Origin of the sequence: Mycobacterium sp. BK086 (assembly GCA_004362315.1) — a bacterium.
Classification (GTDB): Bacteria; Actinomycetota; Actinomycetes; order Mycobacteriales; family Mycobacteriaceae; genus Mycobacterium.
In genome coordinates this window covers 468,783-486,111 of record SNWL01000006.1, presented here as the reverse complement: position 1 = coordinate 486,111, position 17,329 = coordinate 468,783, and the positions used below count along the sequence as shown (strand labels likewise).

Genomic DNA, 17,329 nt, shown 5'->3' with positions numbered 1-17,329 from the left:
GTATGACCCAGCCGTTGAACTCTTCCCGGCGCCCGCCACTCAAGTTGGCGGGTGTGGTCTTCCTGGTGCTTGCCGTCGTCCTGGTGGCACTGGTCTACCTCCAGTTCCGTGGGGACCTGACGCCGAAGACGAAGCTCACCATGGTCTCCGACCGCGCGGGCCTGGTGATGGATCCCGGGTCGAAGGTGACCTACAACGGGGTGGAGATCGGCCGCGTCAGCAATGTCGCCTCGGTCAACCGCGACGGCAAGTCGGTCGCCGAACTCACCCTCGAGGTCGCCCCGCGCTACATCTCGCTGATCCCCGCCAACGTGGACGCTCAGGTCAAGGCCAGCACCGTGTTCGGCAACAAGTACGTCTCGTTCACCAGCCCGAAAGATCCGGCCAAGGCCAGGATTTCGAGTGCGGACGTGATCCAGTCGTCCGGGGTCACGACCGAGTTCAATACGTTGTTCGAGACGTTGACGTCGATCTCGGAGAAGGTGGATCCGGTCAAGCTGAATCTGACGTTGTCGGCGGCGGCCGAGGCGTTGGATGGTCTGGGGACCAAGTTCGGGCAGTCGATCGTCAACGGCAATGCGGTGCTCGATGACGTCAATCCGCAGATGCCGCAGATCCGTACCAATATTCAGCAGCTTTCGAAGCTGGCCGATGTGTACACCAAGGCCAGCCCTGATCTATGGGACTTCCTCGATCACGCGGTGACCACCGCGCGCACGCTCAATGAGCAGCAGAAGGATCTCGACGCTGCTTTGTTGGCGTCGACCGGGTTCGGCAATACCGGTGCCGACATCTTCGAGCGCGGCGGCCCCTACTTCGTGCGTGGCCAGGCCGACCTGATCCCCACCGCCAAACTCCTGGACACCTACAGCCCGCAGCTGTACTGCCAGATCAAGGGTGAGGCCGAGGCTCTGCAACCGGCGCTCGATGCGTTCGGCGGCAACGGCTATTCGCTGGACACCGTCACCGAATTCCTCGGTGCCCCTAACCCTTACGTCTACCCGGACAACCTGCCCAGGATCAACGGGCATGGTGGCCCCGGCGGTGCACCCGGCTGCTGGCAGAAGATCGACCGTAACTTCTGGCCGGCACCGCACCTCGTGGTCGACGACGGTGCCTCGCTCGCGCCGTACAACCACTTCGAGCTCGGCCAGCCGATCCTGACCGAGTACGTCTGGGGACGCCAAGTCGGGGAGAACACGATCAACCCATGAAAATCACCGGCACAGCAGTCAAACTCGGAGCCTTCTCCTTGGTGCTCCTGCTCTTCACGGCGATCATCATCATCGTGTTCGGGCAGTTCCGTTTCGACCGAACGACCGCGTACACAGCGGAATTCAGCAATGCCAGCGGTTTGCGTGACGGTCAGTTCGTCCGTGCTGGTGGTGTCGAGGTCGGCAAGGTCTCCGACATCAAGCTCATCGGCAACGGCGACCGTGTTCAGGTGACGCTCAACGTCGACCGGACCCTGCCGCTGTACCAGTCGACCACTGCCCAGATCCGCTACCAGGACCTGATCGGCAACCGCTACGTCAACCTCGATCGTGGCACCGGCGAAGGCGCAGACCGGATTCTGCCCGCGAACGGCTTCATCCCGATGTCGCGCACCCAGCCCGCGCTGGACCTCGACGCGCTCATCGGCGGCTTCAAGCCTCTGTTCAAGTCGTTGGACCCGCAGAAGGTCAACACCATTGCCTCGTCGCTGATCACGGTGTTCCAGGGGCAGGGCGGCACCATCAACGACATCCTGGATCAGACCTCGCAGCTGACGTCCGCGCTGGCCGACCGCGACCAGGCGATCGGTGATGTGATCACCAACCTGAACACGGTGCTCGACACCACGGTCAAGCACGAGAAGGACTTCGACCAGACGGTCAACAACCTCGAGATCCTGATCACCGGTCTGAAGGATCGGCAGGATCCGCTGGCCCAGTCCATCGCCGACATCAGCAGTGCCGCAGGCACTGTCGGTGACCTGCTGGCCGACGACCGCCCGCAGCTCAAGGACACGATCGGCAAGCTGGAGACCATCCAGCAGCCGCTGGCCGACGGTCAGGACCGGCTTGACGATCTGCTGACGAAGCTGCCGGAGGCGGTCAAGATGATCGGCCGCGCCGGCGGTATCTACGGCGACTTCTTCAACTTCTATCTGTGCGACATCAACCTGAAGCTCAACGGCCTGCAGCCCGGTGGCCCAGTCCGCACCGTGAAGATCACTCAGCAGCCCACGGGTAGGTGCACGCCGCAATGAGGACGCTAGAGACTCCCAACCGGATCAAGAACGGCCTGGCCGGCATCGTGATCGTGCTGCTGGTCGTCGCTGTGGGGCAGAGCTTTTCGGGCATTCCGCAACTGTTCGCCCAGCCGACCTATTACGGCCAGTTCACCGACAGCGCGGGCCTGAACCCGGGCGACAAGGTGCGCATCGCGGGTATGGACGTCGGCGAAGTGAAGTCGCTGAAGATCGACGGCGATCACGTGCTGATCGGATTCAACCTGGGCGCCAGGCAGATCGGCACCGAGAGCCGGGTCGCGATCCGCACCGAGACGATCCTGGGCAAGCGGGTTCTCGAGATCGAGCCGCGCGGCGGCAAGCTGCTGCGTGCCAGCGCGGTACTGCCGGTGGGGCAGACCACCACGCCCTATCAGATCTACGACGCGGTCTTCGACGTGACGAAAGCCGCAGCGGGCTGGGATATCGACACCGTCAAGCGATCGCTGAATGTGTTGTCGGAGACCATCGATCAGACCTACCCGCACCTGAGCGCGGCGCTGGACGGGGTCGCCCGGTTCTCAGACACGATCGGCAAGCGCGACGAGCAGTTCAAGCAATTGCTCGCCAACGCCAACAAGGTGGCCGCGGTTCTGGGTAACCGCAGTGAGCAGATCAACCGGCTGGCGGTCAACGCGCAGAGCCTGTTGGCCGCGGTCAACGAGCGTCGCTCCGAGATCGACTACCTGCTGGCCAACGTCTCACTGATCTCCGAGCAGTTCGCCGGGTTCATCAACGACAATCCGAACCTGAATCACGTCCTGGAGCAGCTGAAGACGATCAGCGATGTGCTGGTGAAGCACAAGACGGATCTGTCGGACGTGCTGATCACCGCCTCGAAGTTCATGGGTGCACTGGCCGAGGCCATCGGGTCGGGCCCGTACTTCAAGGTGCTCGTGGTCAACCTGGTGCCCTACCAGATCCTGCAGCCGTGGGTGGACGCCGCGTTCAAGAAGCGCGGTATCGACCCAGAAGAGTTCTGGCGCAACGCCGGTCTGCCGGCCTTCCGGTTCCCGGATCCCAACGGACAGCGCCAGCCCAACGGTGCTCCGCCGCCGGCCCCGACTCCGCTCGAGGGCACCCCGGACCATCCGGGACCCGCGGTCGGCCCCGGCTCGCCGTGCTCGTACACCCCGCCCCCGGACGGCATCCCGACCAACAACAACCCGCTGCCCTGCGCCCACCTGAACAACCTTCCGTTCGGGCCGGTGGCAGAAGGTGACTACCCGCCGCCGGACGTGCCGATCTCGGCGCCGAACCCGGCCGCGGGCTACAGCCCGGGTGTCCCGAGTGCCGCCTTCCCTGGCGAACTCTCCCCGGCCATCCAGGGTGTGCCCGCCCCGCCGCTGGCACCCGGCCCGCCGGGAGCCCGCACCGTCCCGGTCGCTCCGACACCGGGACCCGCCACCGACATCCCCGGCTACGCACCACCGCCGAACGCGCTCATCGGGCCGATCCCGCCGCCGGGACCGGGGCCGCAGGTGCCGCCGGTCGGTGACTTGGCGCCCGTCGATCAGGGAGGGGGAGCCTAACCGATGTCGACTGTCTTCAACGTTCGAAATCTGGGTCTGCCGAAGGTGTCTCGGGCGACCGTCATCATCAGCACGCTCGTGGTGATTGTCGCGCTCGCTGCCGCGTACGGCGGTTTCTACCTGTACAAGAAGGTGACCACCAACACGGTGGTGGCGTATTTCCCTGAGGCACTTGCCCTTTACCCGGGTGACCGGGTGCAGATCATGGGCGTTCAGGTCGGCAAGATCGAGAGCATCGAGCCGGCCGGCGACAAGATGAAGGTCACCTTCAACTACCAGAACAAGTACAAGGTGCCCGCCAACGCCACGGCGACGATCCTCAACCCCAGCCTGGTCGCCTCCCGGGTGATCCAGCTCGCGCCGCCCTACACCGGCGGTGCGGTGATGGAGAACAACGCCGTCATCCCGATCGATCGCACCCAGGTGCCGGTGGAGTGGGACGACCTGCGCAACCAGATCTCCGACATCGTCACCAAACTCGGCCCCACACCCGAGCAGCCGAAGGGCCCGTTCGGTGACGTCCTGGAGTCCTTCGCCAACGGGCTGGAGGGCAAGGGCGAGCAGATCAACACCACGTTCAAGGCGCTGTCCGATGCGGTCACCGCGCTGAACGAGGGACGCGGCGACTTCTTCGCCGTGCTCAAGAGCCTGGCCCTGTTCGTCAACGCGCTGCACAAGAGCGACCAGCAGCTGGTGTCGCTGAACAACAACCTGGCCACCTTCACCAACTCGTTCTCGAACTCCGATCAGGAAGTGGCCAAGGCGGTCAAGGACATTGACGCCCTGCTGACCACCGCGCGAAAGTTCGTCAACGACAACGGTTCGGTGCTGACCAAGGACATCCAGAACCTCTCTGATGTCACCACCCAGGTGCTGCAGCCGGATTCACGCAACGGTCTGGAGACGGTGCTGCACGTCTACCCGAACCTGGCGGCCAACCTCCAGAACATCTACCACCCGACACACGGTGCGCTGGTGGCGATTCCGACGGTGGCCAGCTTCGCCAACCCGCTGCAGTTCATCTGCTCGGCGATCCAGTCCGGTAGCCGATTGGGCTACCAGGATTCGGCGGAGATGTGCGCGGAGTACCTGGCGCCGATCATGGACGCGATCAAGTTCAACTTCCCCCCGTTCGGTGTCAACCAGTTCTCGACCGCTGAGACGCTGCCGAAATACATCGCCTACTCCGAGCCGCGGCTGCAGCCGCCGCCGGGATACAAGGACACGACGGTGCCCGGCATCTGGTCGCGGGACACGCTGTTCTCGCACGGCAATCACGAGCCGGGCTGGATCGTGGCGCCGGGTATGCAGGGCGTCGACGTGCAGCCGTTCACCGCGAACATGCTCACTCCTGACTCGCTGGCCGCGTTGCTCGGCGGGCCCGACCCCGTGGACTACCCGCCGGGCGGTCCGCGTGGTGGAGCTCCGTCGAACTCCTACGACCAGAACAACCCGTTGCCGCCGCCGTGGTACCCGGGTGCGATCCCGCCGCCGCCGCCGGGACCGAACGTGATCCCCGGACCGCTGCCGCTGTCGCAGCAGATCAACGGTGGGGCTCCCCCAGGAGCGGCTCCGGCTCCCGCGGCCCCCGCAGGCCCGGCGTTGCCCGCTGAAGCAGGAGGTGGACAGTGAGCGCGATCCTGACCACCACCCGCCGGTTCGGCTGGCGCGGTTTCGTGCTGCTGATCACGGCGCTGGTGCTGACCTCGTGCGGTTGGCGCGGTATCGCCAACGTGCCGATGCCCGGCGGCCCAGGCACTGGCAAGGACCGGATGACCGTCTACGTCCAGATGCCGGATACGTTGGCGCTCAACGTCAACAGCCGGGTCCGGGTGGCCGACGTCTTCGTCGGCTCGGTGCGCGCCATCGAGCTGAAGAACTGGATCCCGACTCTGACGCTCGACCTCGAGCCCGGAGTCAAGCTGCCCGCCAACGCAATTGCGCGCATCGGTCAGACCAGCCTTCTGGGCACCCAGCACGTCGAGCTGGATCCGCCGCCGAATCCGTCGTCCGAGCCGCTGCGCAACGGCGCGACGATTCCGCTGAAGAACTCCCAGTCCTTCCCGACCACCGAGCGCACCCTGGCCAGCATCGCCACCGTGCTGCGCGGCGGCGGCATCCCGAACCTGGAGATCATCCAGACCGAGGTGACCAACATCCTGGACGGCAACGCCGAACAGATCCGTGACTTCCTCGGCAAGCTGGACACGTTCACCGATCAGCTCAACCAGCAGCGCGACGACCTGACCCGGGCCATCGACAAGACCAACGAGCTGGTCTCGATCGTGGCCGCGCGCGATGCCACGCTGGACCGCGTGCTCACCGAATTCCCGCCGCTGATCAAGTATTTCGCGGATGCCCGGGATCGGTTCACCGGTGCCGTCGAGGCGCTCGGCCGGTTCAGCCGGATCACCGACCAGACGTTGTCGCAGGCGCGCGCCGACTTCGACACCAACCTGGCGCTGCTGCAGCGGCCGCTCAAGCAGCTGGGCCGTGCGGCGCCGTACCTGATCGACTCGCTGAAGCTGGTCATCACGGCCCCGTACCCGATCGACAACATCCCGAAGGTTATTCGTGGCGACTACATCAACACGTCGGCCACCTTCGACCTGACGCTGAGCTCGATCGACAACGCGTTCCTCACCGGTACCGGTGTGTCCGGAATGCTCCGTGCTCTCGAGCAGTCCTGGGGACGTGATCCGCAGACGATGATTCCGGATGTCCGGTTCACACCGCATCCGAACATGACCGACGGCGGCGGACCCTTCGTCGAGCGCGGCGAGTGAGGGGGGTGACGGAGAAATGCTGACGACGTTCATCAAGAAACAGCTCATCGTGTTCGGTGTGCTGACCGTGATCGCCCTGCTGGTGCTGGGTTGGTACTTCCTGCGCCTGCCCACGCTGGCAGGGATCGGGCAGTACGAACTGAAGGCGGACCTGCCGTCCTCGGGCGGCCTGTACCGGACGGCCAACGTCACCTACCGCGGCATCACGATCGGCAAGGTCACCGAGGTGGAGCCCACCGAGACCGGTGTGCGCGCGACCATGAGCATCAGCGACAAGTACAAGATCCCGCTGGATGCGACCGCCAATGTGCACTCGGTGTCCGCGGTCGGTGAGCAGTATCTCGACCTGGTGTCCGACGGCAATCCCGGCCAGTACTTCGCCAGTGGGCAGACCATCACGAAGTCGACGGTGCCCGAGGAGATCGGCCCGGCCCTGGATGCGGCCAACAAGGGGCTCGCCGCGCTGCCTGCCGACAAGATCCCGGTGCTGTTGAACGAAACCGCCCAAGCGGTAGGCGGTTTGGGGCCGTCGCTGCAACGTCTGGTCGACGGCACGCAGGCGATCGTCAGTGATTTCAAGACGAACATCCAAGACGTCAACGACATCATCCAGAATTCGCCTGCCGTCATCGACAGCCAGATCGACTCCTCGAGCGCGATCCAGCAGTGGTCGGCGAACCTGAACACCATCGCGTCGCAGACCGCGGCGCAGGATCAGGCGCTGCGCGACGGGCTGCGCCAGGCGGCGCCGACCGCCGATGCGGTCAATGCGGTGTTCAGTGACGTGCGGGATGCGTTACCCCAGACGCTGGCCAACCTCGAGATCGTGCTGGACATGCTCAAGCGCTACAACAAGGGCGTCGAGCAGTCGCTGGTGCTGCTTCCCCAGGGCGCTGCCGTCGCGCAGTCCGTCTCGGCGCCGTACCCGCGCCAGGCGGCGCTGGACTTCGGCTTGACCATCAACCAGCCACCACCGTGTCTGACCGGCTTCCTGCCGGCCAGCCAGTGGCGGGCCCCGGCCGACACCAGGCCGATGCCGGTGGAGAACGGTCTGTACTGCAAGATCCCCAAGGACACCCCCGCCAACGTGGTGCGTGGTGCGCGGAACTTCCCGTGCGCCGATGTGCCCGGCAAGCGGGCGGCGACGCCGATGGAGTGCCGCAGCAACGAGCCGTACACCCCGCTGGGCAACAACCCCTGGTACGGCGACCCCAACCAGGTGCTGAACTGCCCGGCGCCGGGCGCTCGATGCGACCAGCCAGTGAACCCCGGTACCGTGATACCGGCACCGTCGATCAACAACGGGATGAACCCGTTGCCGGCCGATCTGCTGCCAGGGCCCACGCCGCCGATCAGTGACGACCTCAGTCCACCCGGGACTGGCACCGTGCAGTGCAACGGCCAGCAACCGAACCCCTGCACGTACACCCCGGCAGCAAGTAATACGGCCATCTACAGTCCGCAGAGCGGGGAGTTGGTTGGTCCTGACGGTGTGAAATACAACGTCAGCAACTCGAGCAGTACAGGAGACGACGGATGGAAGACGATGCTGGCTCCGGCCGGCTGACTCCCAACCCGCCAACCGACGAAGACGAAAGCGTCGAGGCCGAGGCCAATACGGTCGACGAGACTGACGCAGTAGATGGTCAGCAGCCGCGCGGGTCGCGGTTGAGTGGACGCCGCCTGGCGGCCGTGTGTGCCGCGCTGGTCATCGCGAGCCTGCTTGTCGCCACCGGCGGATTCTTCGCGCTGCGGGCGCACCACAACAGCGTCGCCGCGGCGCAGGCGGAGACCCGTGCGCTGGCCGCCGCCAAGGATTGTGTGACCGCGACCCAGGCGCCCGACGCCGCCGCGATGGCGGCCAGCCAGCAGAAGATCGTCGAATGCGCCACCGGCGACTTCGGCGCGCAGGCCACGCTGTACAGCGGACTTCTGGTGGACGCCTACCAAGCCGCCAAGGTGCAGGTTCAGGTCTCCAACATGCGCGCGGCGGTGGAACGGCACAACGACGACGGGTCGATGGACGTCCTGGTCGCGGTGCGGGTGAAGGTGTCCAACAGCCAGGCCCAAGATCAGGAGCAGGGCTATCGCCTGCGGGTTCGGATGGCGCCCGAGGGAGGCACGTACAAGATCGCCAAGCTCGACCAGGTGAGCAAGTGACGGTTTCGCTTCGCAAGGACGGTGCTGCCGCAGACCGCGTCGAAGACACGGAGCCCGCGGAGTCCACCGAGCCCACCGGCCAGCTTCCCGCCTGGTTGCCTGCGAGCTGGCCGGCCCGTGCCGGCGCCTTCGCGGTCGACGTGTTTTTCGGCACCGGTGTGGTGATCAGCTGCGCGCTGGTAGCGCAGTCGGCGTCGATCTCCGGCCTCGGCTGGCTGCGGTGGACCGCGATCGCGGTGGCGGGCGCGGTGTTCCTCGCGATGGCCGTGAACCGCCTGCTGCTGCCGTCGATCACCGGGTGGACCTTGGGCCGCCTGCTGGCCGGCATCACCGTCGTCAGCCGGGACGGCGCCCCAATTGGCCCGTGGCGCTTGCTCATTCGCGATCTGGCGCACCTGCTGGACACCGCGGCGCTCTTCCTGGGCTGGCTGTGGCCGCTGTGGGATTCCCGGGGCCGCACGTTCGCCGACCTGCTCACCCGCACCGAGGTCCACCGCACCGACGGCGATCGGCCCAACCGGCGACGGCTGGCGGGCGGGGTTCTGGCGGTGCTCGCCGCACTTGCCGTCGCGGCCACCGCGTTGAGCTATTTCTTGGTGTACCGGCCCGAGCTCGCCGTCCAACAGGCCCGCGAGCAGCTGGCCGTGCAGGGGCCCAAGACCGTCCAGGAAATGCTGAGCTACAGCCTCGCCTCCACCGACGCCGATTTCGCGCGGGCCCGCGGACTGGTCACCGACGCCTACCGGCCGACCCTGGTGGCCGACCAGGATCGGGCGCGCAAGCTCGGCCTGTCCGACACCGAGTACTGGGTGGTCAACAGCTCCGTTCTGACCAACAGCCGCGACCGGGCCGAGATGCTGATGTTCATGCAGGGTCAGCGCGGTGAGGCGCCCAAGCTGCGTCTGATCACCGCCACCGTGCAGGTGAAATTCGAACGGGCCGCCGACGGCCAGTGGAAGGTCGCGGACTTCTCGGTGCTGGCCAAGCCCGGGGGGCCGAAGTGAGCCCACGGCACAAGGTCGAACCCGACAGCGAGGAGCTGTTTCGGCTGCCCGAGCCGCAACCGCGCCGCTGGGTGCTCCCGCTGGTTGCCGGACTGGCGGCGGTGATGATCATCGCTGCGGTCACTGTGAGCGCGCTGCTGCTGGTGAAGCGGGAAACGCAGCGGGAGAACGCGATTCGGGATGTCGCGGTGCTGAGCTTCGTTCGCGGCTTCGTCACGCAGTACGCGTCCCTTGACCCGTTCCACGCAAACGACTACGCCGACGGGATCCTGGCCCAGGGCACCGGCGATTTCGCCAAGCAATTCCAGGCCAGGAAGAACGAGATCGTCATCCAGGTGGCCCGGGCAGAGCCGACGCGGGGAACCGTGCAGGCCGTCGGCATCGAGCGCTGGAACCGTGACGGCAGTGCCGATGTGGTGGTGGCCGCCACGACCAAGACCACGATGCCCGACGGCAAGACCATCGAGAGCGGTAGCCGATGGTTAGCCACCGCGACCAAGGAAGGAGCGCAGTGGAAGATCAGCAGCTTCAAGCAGGTGATCTGACCGACGCCGCGCCCGAGGAGGAATCGACCGCGACCGAACTCACCGCGGACGAGTCCGCAGGATCGCCAAAGTCTCGCAGTCTCAACAAGACTGGCGTGGCGGTCGGTGTGTGCGCGGCACTGTTCGTCGCCGCGGGGGCGTTCGCCGGTGCGACCGTGCAGCCGTACCTGGTGGACCGGGCGACCGTCGACACCAAGCTCACCATCGCCCGCACCGCGGCCGAGGCGATCACGACGCTGTGGACCTATACCCCCGACGACATGGACAAGCTGCCCGACCGGTCGGCGAAGTATCTGTCCGGTGACTTCCAGGACGAGTACCGCAAGTACGTCGACGCGATCGTTCCGACCAACAAGCAGGCCAAGGTCACCAACAGCACCGAAGTGGTCGGAGCGGCGGTCGAAGCGCTGAACGGCAAGGACGCCACCGCGATCGTCTACACCAACACCACCTCGAAGAGCCCGCTGAGCAAGGACATCCCGTCGACGAAGTACCTCTCCTACCGGGTGCAGCTGACCCGCGACGGCTCGCATTGGCTGGTCACCAAGATGACCACCGTGACGTCACTGGACCTCACGCCCAAGTTATAACGATCCGTTCGCGATACTGAGCCCATGGCCGTCGCCTCGCCCGTATCGGAACGCTCTACCGTCGTCGCGCTGCTGCTGTTGACGTTCGCCACGGGTCTGGTCGACGCGATCAGCGTGCTGGTGCTCGGGCACGTGTTCGTCGCCAACATGACCGGCAACGTGGTGTTCTTGGGGTTCTGGTTCGTTCCGCACTCCGGGGTCGACATGATCGCCGCGATCCTCTCGTTCGTCAGCTTCTTGGTCGGGACCGTGTTGGGGGGCCGGTTCGCACGCCACTTCGATTATGAGGTGCGGGTGTGGTTGACGGCGGCGCTGGGCACGGAGGTGGTGTTGCTGGGCGTGCTGGCCGTGCTCGCGGGGACCGGCGTCGTGAACTATCACGACAACGGCAAGCTGATCCTGATCGCCGGGCTGGCGGTGACCTTCGGTGCGCAGAACGCCGCCGCGCGCCAGTTCGGCGTGCAGGAGCTCAGCACCACGGTGCTGACGTCCACGCTGGTGGGGATTGGCGTGGACAGCCGGCTCGCCGGTGGGACTGGCGAGCGGGAAAAGCTTCGCTACAGCGTGGTTTTGACGCTGTGCGCCGGCGCGATGGTCGGTGCGACGATGACGCGCTGGGTGGTGGCGCCGGTGATCGGGCTGGCCGCGATCGTGGTGGCCGCCAGCCTGGCGATCTTCCGGTACGGCCCGCGAGCGGGTAACTAGAGTCGCGGGTATGCCTACAGTCCTGGTCACCGGCGCCGCCCGCGGAATCGGCAAGTCGATCGTGAAGTATCTGGCCGCCGCCGGATGGGATGTCATCGGCGGTGTGCGTAACGCGGCGGATGCCGAGGCTCTATCGGCGCTCCCGAAGGTCAGCGCGGTCACCCTCGACATCACCGACGACGCGCAGGGTGCCGCGCTGCCCGCGGCTCTGCCCAGTCGGCTCGACGCGGTGGTCAACAACGCCGGCATTGCGGTCAGCGGCCCGCTGGAAGCGTTGACCTCAGCGGAGATTCGTCAGCAGTTGGAGGTCAATGTCGTCGGCCAGCTCGCGGTCACCTCGGCGGTGCTGCCGCTGCTGCGGGAGTCGCGTGGGCGAATCGTGTTCATTTCCAGTGTGAACGGCAAGCTTTCGGTGCCGATGATGGGTGCCTACAGCGCATCGAAGTTCGCGCTCGAGGCGGCCGCCGACGCACTGCGGGTCGAGCTTCGACCGTGGGGCATCGGGGTGAGCGTGGTCCAGCCCGCGCAGACCGATACCGACCTGTGGCGTACCGCCGACCAGAGTGTCATTGATATGGAAGCCGCGATGACGCCGCAGCATCGGGCGTTGTACACCAAACACGTTGCAGGCATGCGTAAGTCGATTCCGCTGTCCCAACGGCTGGCGGTGGATCCGGACAAGGTGTCGAAGGTCGTGCTGAAGGCGTTGACCGACAACAAGCCCCGGGCGCGCTATCCGGTCGGCCTGGCGACCGCTGCGCAGATGGGGCTGATGACCAACCTCCCCACCCGCGTGCGTGACGCGGGCCTACGCCGGTTGTTCGGCTTGCCCTAAGCGATTTCGGCGTGAAAACCGTCGCTCAGCGAACGTTTTCACACCGAAATCGCGCTCAGTTGAACCCGAGCCACGCGGGCAGCGCGCGCTCGCGGGAGTCGCACAGCACCTGCATCGTGTCGCACGATCCCTTCGGTACGCCCGCACCCGCCCACATGCCGCCGGTATCGCGGCGCATCACGATCGCCGACGAGCCGCCCCCGTCGAGCAGGATCGCGGTGTCGCTGCCCAAGCCCCGGAACAAATCCTGGATCTGATCCGGCGTATAGCTGCCGCCCTGGAAGACGTACATCTCGTCCTTGTCCCTGGCGTAGGCCAGCGCGGTACGTGCCGCGCTGGGGCCGGGGTCGTTCAGCTGGCCGGTGTCGCCAGGGGCCAGCAGCCCCAGGCCGCTGACGGCGGCGAACCGCGTGCCCTTGTCCAGTAGCCCCTGGATCACCGGGGTCGCCGCGTCGTAGTCGTCGGGCGACTTGGGTGTCACGACGAACGGCGGGCCCGCGACGGGAAGGACCATCGTGGTCAGTGCGGTCCACACTTCGTCGCCGCCGGACAGCGCCTGCTTGCCCGCGTAGACGACGGTTCCCGTCACCGCGGCGTTCGCCCGGCCCTGACCCTGGGTGTTGTCGACGTACGCCCCCAGCGGAGAACTGCACCCGGTCGATTTCCACGAACCCGCTTGCTGCCCACGGACATCGAAGAAGTTGGCGTTGATCGCGATGGTCGGCTGCCCGAGTGCCTGCCACGCCTGCAGCGGCGTGTAGGTCTCCGACGCCTGCACCAGTCCCTCGCGGGTGCGGGTGCCCGGAGTCTGTTCGCAGCGGGCCTGATAGCCGGAGTGGGTGTCGACCAGCAGCCGGGGCGTGAGCCGCCTGGAGGCCGCCTTGATGATCATCAGGTGCCCGCCGTTGCTCAGCTCATACCAGTTGCCGGCCGCGTTGCGCATCGGTGCGGGATAACCACTTCCGAAGTTGTAGACGAGGTAGCTGCCGCGCGTGGTGGCGATGGCCTGCGCGAGTTGTTCACGACCGTCGGCCGTCGCCACGGGCGCGCCCATCGTGGCCGCCAGCGTCAGGCAGCTGACCACGGCCATGCTGCCCGCGGCAAGGCGACGCAACTTCGCGGCGACGGTTGGCACAGTTGCCCTTTCGTGACTGAGAATTCGCTACGGGACGTACCCCCTCATTCTCAGCAACCACACAGTCAACTTTGGTAACGGACCCGCGACGGTTCGGCACCGGCGTCGTCACGACCAGGGCGTTGATTTGCCGCACCGACAATTCGTTGGGCCCGGGATGGTTATTCGGGCTGTGTGTGGGGAATCACTGCTTGGCGCGGTGCCGTCGGCGGCCCCGCCGGAACACAAGGAGCAGCAATGATCGGAACGATTATCGGAGCCATCGTCGTCGGACTGATCGTCGGCGTGCTGGCGCGGTTGGTGATGCCCGGCAAGCAGAACATCGGCATCATCATGACGGTCCTGCTCGGAGCGGTGGGCTCCTTCCTGGGAACGTGGATTTCCTACCAGGTCGGATACTCCAACGCCAACGGCGGATTTGCCATCATCCCGTTCTTGGTCGGCATCGTTGTCGCCGTCCTCCTGATCGCGGCCTACCTCGCGATCACCGGACGCAGCAACCGAGTTCACCACTAGGAGGTCAGCGGCCCGGCGGCGCGAGCCGGTACACGGCACCGGCGTAGTCGTCGGTGATGTACACCGCGCCGTCCGGGCCGACCACCGCAGCGACAGGACGTCCCCAGCGCGAGCCATCATTGGCTTGAAATCCCCCGACGAGGGTCTGCTGGGGGCCCAATGTCCCGCTGTGCCAAGCAAAGAACGATACTTCCGGTGCCCTGGGTGGGGTGCGGTTCCACGAACCGTGCACTCCGACCAGGGCACCGGAAGTGTATGGGGCGGGCAGGGCGCCGTCCTCGAAGCTCAAGCCAAGTGGAGCCGAATGCGCCCCGAGTGTCTGTTCGACGGGCGATAGCGCCGCACAGTCCAGTCGGCCGCCGTCGGCATTGGTCTGGACATCCCGCAGAAACACCGGCTGCCCGTCCGTGTCGGGATGGCAATAGGGCCAACCGAGTTCGCGTCCCGGGGTCAGCCGGGCGATCGCTTCCGAAGGATGGTCGTTCACATAGTCGGTGACTTTGCCGTACGACGCACCCGGACGTGGGTCGGCGATCTGATCGCGGTTGTTCACCGCCGTCCATATCGACCCGTCCGGCGCGACGGCCAAGCCCGTGCCATTGCGTACCCCGGTGGCGAATACGGCCGCCGGACCGCCGCCGGGAGGTATCCGCATGACCGTCGCACGCGGCGGGGTGGCGTCCCGGTCGGCGGAGGTGACGTTCCCGGTGGAGCCGATCGAGAAGTACACCGCGCCTTCCGGGCCGACGGCCACGCTCTTGAGGGCGTGGGCATAGGCTCCGCCGAGATCGGGGCTGCGGGCGTCGGGCAGGCCGTCGGACATGACGCGGCGGCCGGTGGCCTGCCCGTTGCGGTAGTCGAACTCGTCGACCTGATCGCTTTCGGCCACATAGAGTTTGTCGCCGCCGAACGTGAGGCCGTGCGGTTGATCCAGCCCGTCGAGCAACACCGAAGTCTGTACTTGCTGCCCGGGTGTCAACCGCAGCACTTGACCGGAGGCGGGCACCGAAACCAGGAGGGTGCCGTCTGGTGCCCATGCCGCCAGCCTGGCTCGGGGGACCCGTGCCCAGACCGCCATGGACCAACCGGCCGGCACCAACGCCTGGCGTGAAATGTCCAGTGGCGCATCGCCCAACCCGGCCGGAACGGCGACGGTGACGGGCACCAAACCGGTGGGAGCCGAGGCAGGTGGTGCCGGCGGCGCCGGATGCCCGCACGCCGCCGTCACCACCGCGACGCCGATGCAGGCGGCTTTAGCCCGCCAGCCCGGCATGCATCTCCCAGACCAGGATTTCCGACGGGTCCGTCGCGGTGATCCGCTGACCGCCGGCCGCGGTGAAACGGACCGCGTCACCCTCGCTCAGCTCGCCGGCCCCTTCGAGGGTCACCGCCCCACGCGGGACGAACAGGTGCAGATACGGAGCCTCGGGCAACTCGACCGTTTCGCCGGGCTGCAGCCGTGCACCGTGTAATGCCGCGTACCGGTTGCGAATTGCGATCGCGGTCTGGTCCTTGTGTTCGGGCATGCCGGAGGCGATCGTCACCAGGCCGCCGCGCAGCAACTCGTCGTCGATCTCCAGCTGCTGATAGCCCGGGTCGAGCCCCGACTCGTCGGGAACCACCCACATCTGGACGAAATGTACCGGCTCGCTGTGTGTTTCACGACCAGTCAGCGTCCACGAGTCGTTCTTCTCCGAATGCAGGATCCCTCGGCCCGCCGACATCCGTTGGGCCAGACCGGGATAGATCACCCCGGAATTGCCGGTGGAGTCCTGATGCACGAGCGAGCCCTGCAGCACCCAGGTGACGATCTCCATGTCCCGGTGCGGGTGGGTGTCAAACCCGGTGCCGGGATTGACGATGTCGTCGTTGTTCACCAACAGCAGGCCGTGGTGGGTGTTCGCCGGGTCGTAGTGGTGGCCGAACGAGAACGAATGCTTGGAGTCGAGCCAGTCGATCTTCGTCGCGGCGCGGTCGGCGGCACGTCTGATGTCGACGGTTGCGGCCATGTCATCACCCCTCGGGTCCATGCCAGCCTAGGTGGCCGGCGCTGACAGCGACAACATAGATGACGTGTCATGTATTCCGCTATCCTGATGCGATGGCGCAACGGTGGTTGACCGATGACGAGCAGCGGATCTGGCGCAACTACCTGACGCTGGGTAACCGCCTGCAAGCGGCGATGAACCGCCAGCTCCAGGCGCGATGCGGATTGTCACTGGCCGACTACGAGGTATTGGTCGCCCTGTCTGAGCGCGGGCCGATCCGGGTGCTCGGCCTCGTCGATGCGCTGGGCTGGGAGCAGAGCCGGGTTTCCCATCAGGTGCGCCGGATGCGCGATCGCGAGCTCCTGGAGCGGCATGACAGCCAGGACGACCGGCGTGGCGCCACCGTCGAGATCACCGATGCCGGGCGCGACGCGTTGGCCACTGCGGCGCCTGACCATGTCGCGTTCGTCCGCTCGGTGCTGTTCGACGGGACGACACCGGCGCAGCTTCATGCGTTCGATCAGGTGATGACGACGGCACTGGACCGTCTTGGCGAGTGACGCAATCCGCCGCCACAGCCCGGGGGCCGTGACGGCGGATCGACGTATGGCGTTGAATCAGCCGGCCATGAAGGCGTTGTAGGCCGTCTGCAGGTTGGGCGGCAACACGTTCACATTGCAGGCCCGCTGGGTGTCACCGATCGGCGACAGGATCCCGCGCAGGTCGTAGTACTCCCCGGGGTTGGCGGTGAAGTACCCGCGAACGTTGGCTTCCGCCTGCCCGAAGGGCTGGCCGTAGGCCGCGGTCAAGACCTGCTTGGCGCCGGGATGACCGTCGAGGTACTGATTGGCTGAACCGGTCACCGAGCTGACGGTGTTGGCAACGCCTGCGCTGCTGCAGTCCGGTGCTGCCGAGGCCATCGGTGCGGCCAGTGTCGCCGCCGCCATGCCCCCCACGAGCCAACCGGTACATACGGCCGCAGCCTTCTTGCTCGGCGCGATACCGCTGAACATATAGATCACTTCTCTCTTTCACTGGATTCCCCCGTCCTGAAACCCAAAGTACCCATGAGGTTTTCCAGCAAACCTCTGTGTCGCAACAGGATTGGCGGGGTACGGGAAGCGTTACAGCTGTGGCCGTGATGTTGGTCTCGGATCGCCGGTACCGGTTTGGGCCCGTTCTGTGAGCCCTTAATCACACCGGGATTCTCTTAGCTGATCGTGATGTCGACTGTGACTCAATCGTGATACCGGCAAAGGCG

Annotated in this window: 18 protein-coding genes; 14 read left to right on the top strand and 4 right to left on the bottom strand. The window is 66.1% G+C overall.

What is annotated here, in order from left to right; genetic code table 11:
• The first annotated feature begins 2 nt into the window (after window positions 1-2).
• Genes EV580_RS23030 through EV580_RS22975 form a run of 12 tightly spaced genes read left to right on the top strand, consistent with a single transcriptional unit; the run spans window position 3 to window position 12,429 of the window.
• Complete coding sequence (locus tag EV580_RS23030) at window positions 3-1,214, top strand: MCE family protein (RefSeq protein WP_133693919.1); 1,212 nt, start codon at window positions 3-5, stop codon at window positions 1,212-1,214.
• The gene (locus EV580_RS23025; RefSeq protein WP_133693917.1) at window positions 1,211-2,251 is read left to right on the top strand and encodes a virulence factor Mce family protein; all 1,041 of its coding nucleotides are present in this window, start codon (window positions 1,211-1,213) and stop codon (window positions 2,249-2,251) included. Before EV580_RS23030 ends, EV580_RS23025 begins: the two co-directional genes overlap by 4 nt.
• The gene (locus tag EV580_RS23020) at window positions 2,248-3,804 is read left to right on the top strand and encodes an MCE family protein (protein WP_133693916.1); all 1,557 of its coding nucleotides are present in this window, start codon (window positions 2,248-2,250) and stop codon (window positions 3,802-3,804) included. Before EV580_RS23025 ends, EV580_RS23020 begins: the two co-directional genes overlap by 4 nt.
• Window positions 3,805-3,807: 3 nt before the next feature.
• Window positions 3,808-5,436, top strand: coding sequence for a virulence factor Mce family protein (locus EV580_RS23015; protein ID WP_133693914.1), 1,629 nt, complete (start codon window positions 3,808-3,810; stop codon window positions 5,434-5,436).
• Complete coding sequence (locus EV580_RS23010) at window positions 5,433-6,590, top strand: virulence factor Mce family protein (protein ID WP_370581502.1); 1,158 nt, start codon at window positions 5,433-5,435, stop codon at window positions 6,588-6,590. Before EV580_RS23015 ends, EV580_RS23010 begins: the two co-directional genes overlap by 4 nt.
• 16 nt (window positions 6,591-6,606) lie before the next feature.
• The gene (locus EV580_RS23005; protein ID WP_133693913.1) at window positions 6,607-8,157 is read left to right on the top strand and encodes a virulence factor Mce family protein; all 1,551 of its coding nucleotides are present in this window, start codon (window positions 6,607-6,609) and stop codon (window positions 8,155-8,157) included.
• A complete protein-coding gene (locus EV580_RS23000; RefSeq protein ID WP_133693911.1) occupies window positions 8,127-8,750 on the top strand; it encodes an Rv1363c family protein in 624 nt (207 codons plus the stop codon). Before EV580_RS23005 ends, EV580_RS23000 begins: the two co-directional genes overlap by 31 nt.
• Window positions 8,747-9,754: an RDD family protein gene (locus tag EV580_RS22995; protein WP_133693910.1), complete on the top strand. Its 1,008-nt coding sequence runs from the start codon at window positions 8,747-8,749 to the stop codon at window positions 9,752-9,754. The genes EV580_RS23000 and EV580_RS22995 overlap by 4 nt, the downstream gene beginning before the upstream one ends.
• Window positions 9,751-10,299, top strand: coding sequence for an Rv1363c family protein (locus EV580_RS22990; protein ID WP_133693908.1), 549 nt, complete (start codon window positions 9,751-9,753; stop codon window positions 10,297-10,299). Before EV580_RS22995 ends, EV580_RS22990 begins: the two co-directional genes overlap by 4 nt.
• Window positions 10,266-10,889, top strand: coding sequence for an Mce protein (locus EV580_RS22985; protein ID WP_133693906.1), 624 nt, complete (start codon window positions 10,266-10,268; stop codon window positions 10,887-10,889). Before EV580_RS22990 ends, EV580_RS22985 begins: the two co-directional genes overlap by 34 nt.
• Window positions 10,890-10,913: 24 nt before the next feature.
• Complete coding sequence (locus EV580_RS22980; RefSeq protein ID WP_133693904.1) at window positions 10,914-11,594, top strand: YoaK family protein; 681 nt, start codon at window positions 10,914-10,916, stop codon at window positions 11,592-11,594.
• A gap of 10 nt (window positions 11,595-11,604) precedes the next feature.
• On the top strand, window positions 11,605-12,429 hold the full coding sequence (locus tag EV580_RS22975) for an SDR family oxidoreductase (RefSeq protein ID WP_133693903.1): 825 nt from the start codon (window positions 11,605-11,607) through the stop codon (window positions 12,427-12,429).
• 55 nt (window positions 12,430-12,484) lie between these two features.
• Here EV580_RS22975 and EV580_RS22970 read toward each other — a convergent pair whose 3' ends face one another.
• Window positions 12,485-13,519 (bottom strand): phosphodiester glycosidase family protein, encoded by a 1,035-nt coding sequence (locus EV580_RS22970; RefSeq protein ID WP_255525307.1) that lies wholly within the window; start codon window positions 13,517-13,519, stop codon window positions 12,485-12,487.
• 282 nt (window positions 13,520-13,801) lie between these two features.
• Between EV580_RS22970 and EV580_RS22965 the strand changes: the two genes are divergently transcribed.
• On the top strand, window positions 13,802-14,080 hold the full coding sequence (locus EV580_RS22965) for a GlsB/YeaQ/YmgE family stress response membrane protein (protein ID WP_133693899.1): 279 nt from the start codon (window positions 13,802-13,804) through the stop codon (window positions 14,078-14,080).
• A gap of 4 nt (window positions 14,081-14,084) precedes the next feature.
• On the opposite strand, the gene EV580_RS22960 is transcribed toward EV580_RS22965, so the two are convergent.
• Window positions 14,085-15,353, bottom strand: coding sequence for a PQQ-dependent sugar dehydrogenase (locus EV580_RS22960; RefSeq protein ID WP_133693898.1), 1,269 nt, complete (start codon window positions 15,351-15,353; stop codon window positions 14,085-14,087).
• Window positions 15,334-16,089 (bottom strand): pirin family protein, encoded by a 756-nt coding sequence (locus EV580_RS22955; protein WP_133693897.1) that lies wholly within the window; start codon window positions 16,087-16,089, stop codon window positions 15,334-15,336. The genes EV580_RS22960 and EV580_RS22955 overlap by 20 nt, the downstream gene beginning before the upstream one ends.
• Window positions 16,090-16,181: 92 nt before the next feature.
• Between EV580_RS22955 and EV580_RS22950 the strand changes: the two genes are divergently transcribed.
• On the top strand, window positions 16,182-16,628 hold the full coding sequence (locus EV580_RS22950; protein ID WP_133693895.1) for a MarR family winged helix-turn-helix transcriptional regulator: 447 nt from the start codon (window positions 16,182-16,184) through the stop codon (window positions 16,626-16,628).
• Between the two features lie 57 nt (window positions 16,629-16,685).
• Here EV580_RS22950 and EV580_RS22945 read toward each other — a convergent pair whose 3' ends face one another.
• Window positions 16,686-17,081, bottom strand: coding sequence for a heme-binding protein (locus tag EV580_RS22945; protein WP_133694155.1), 396 nt, complete (start codon window positions 17,079-17,081; stop codon window positions 16,686-16,688).
• Between the last annotated feature and the right edge of the window lie 248 nt (window positions 17,082-17,329).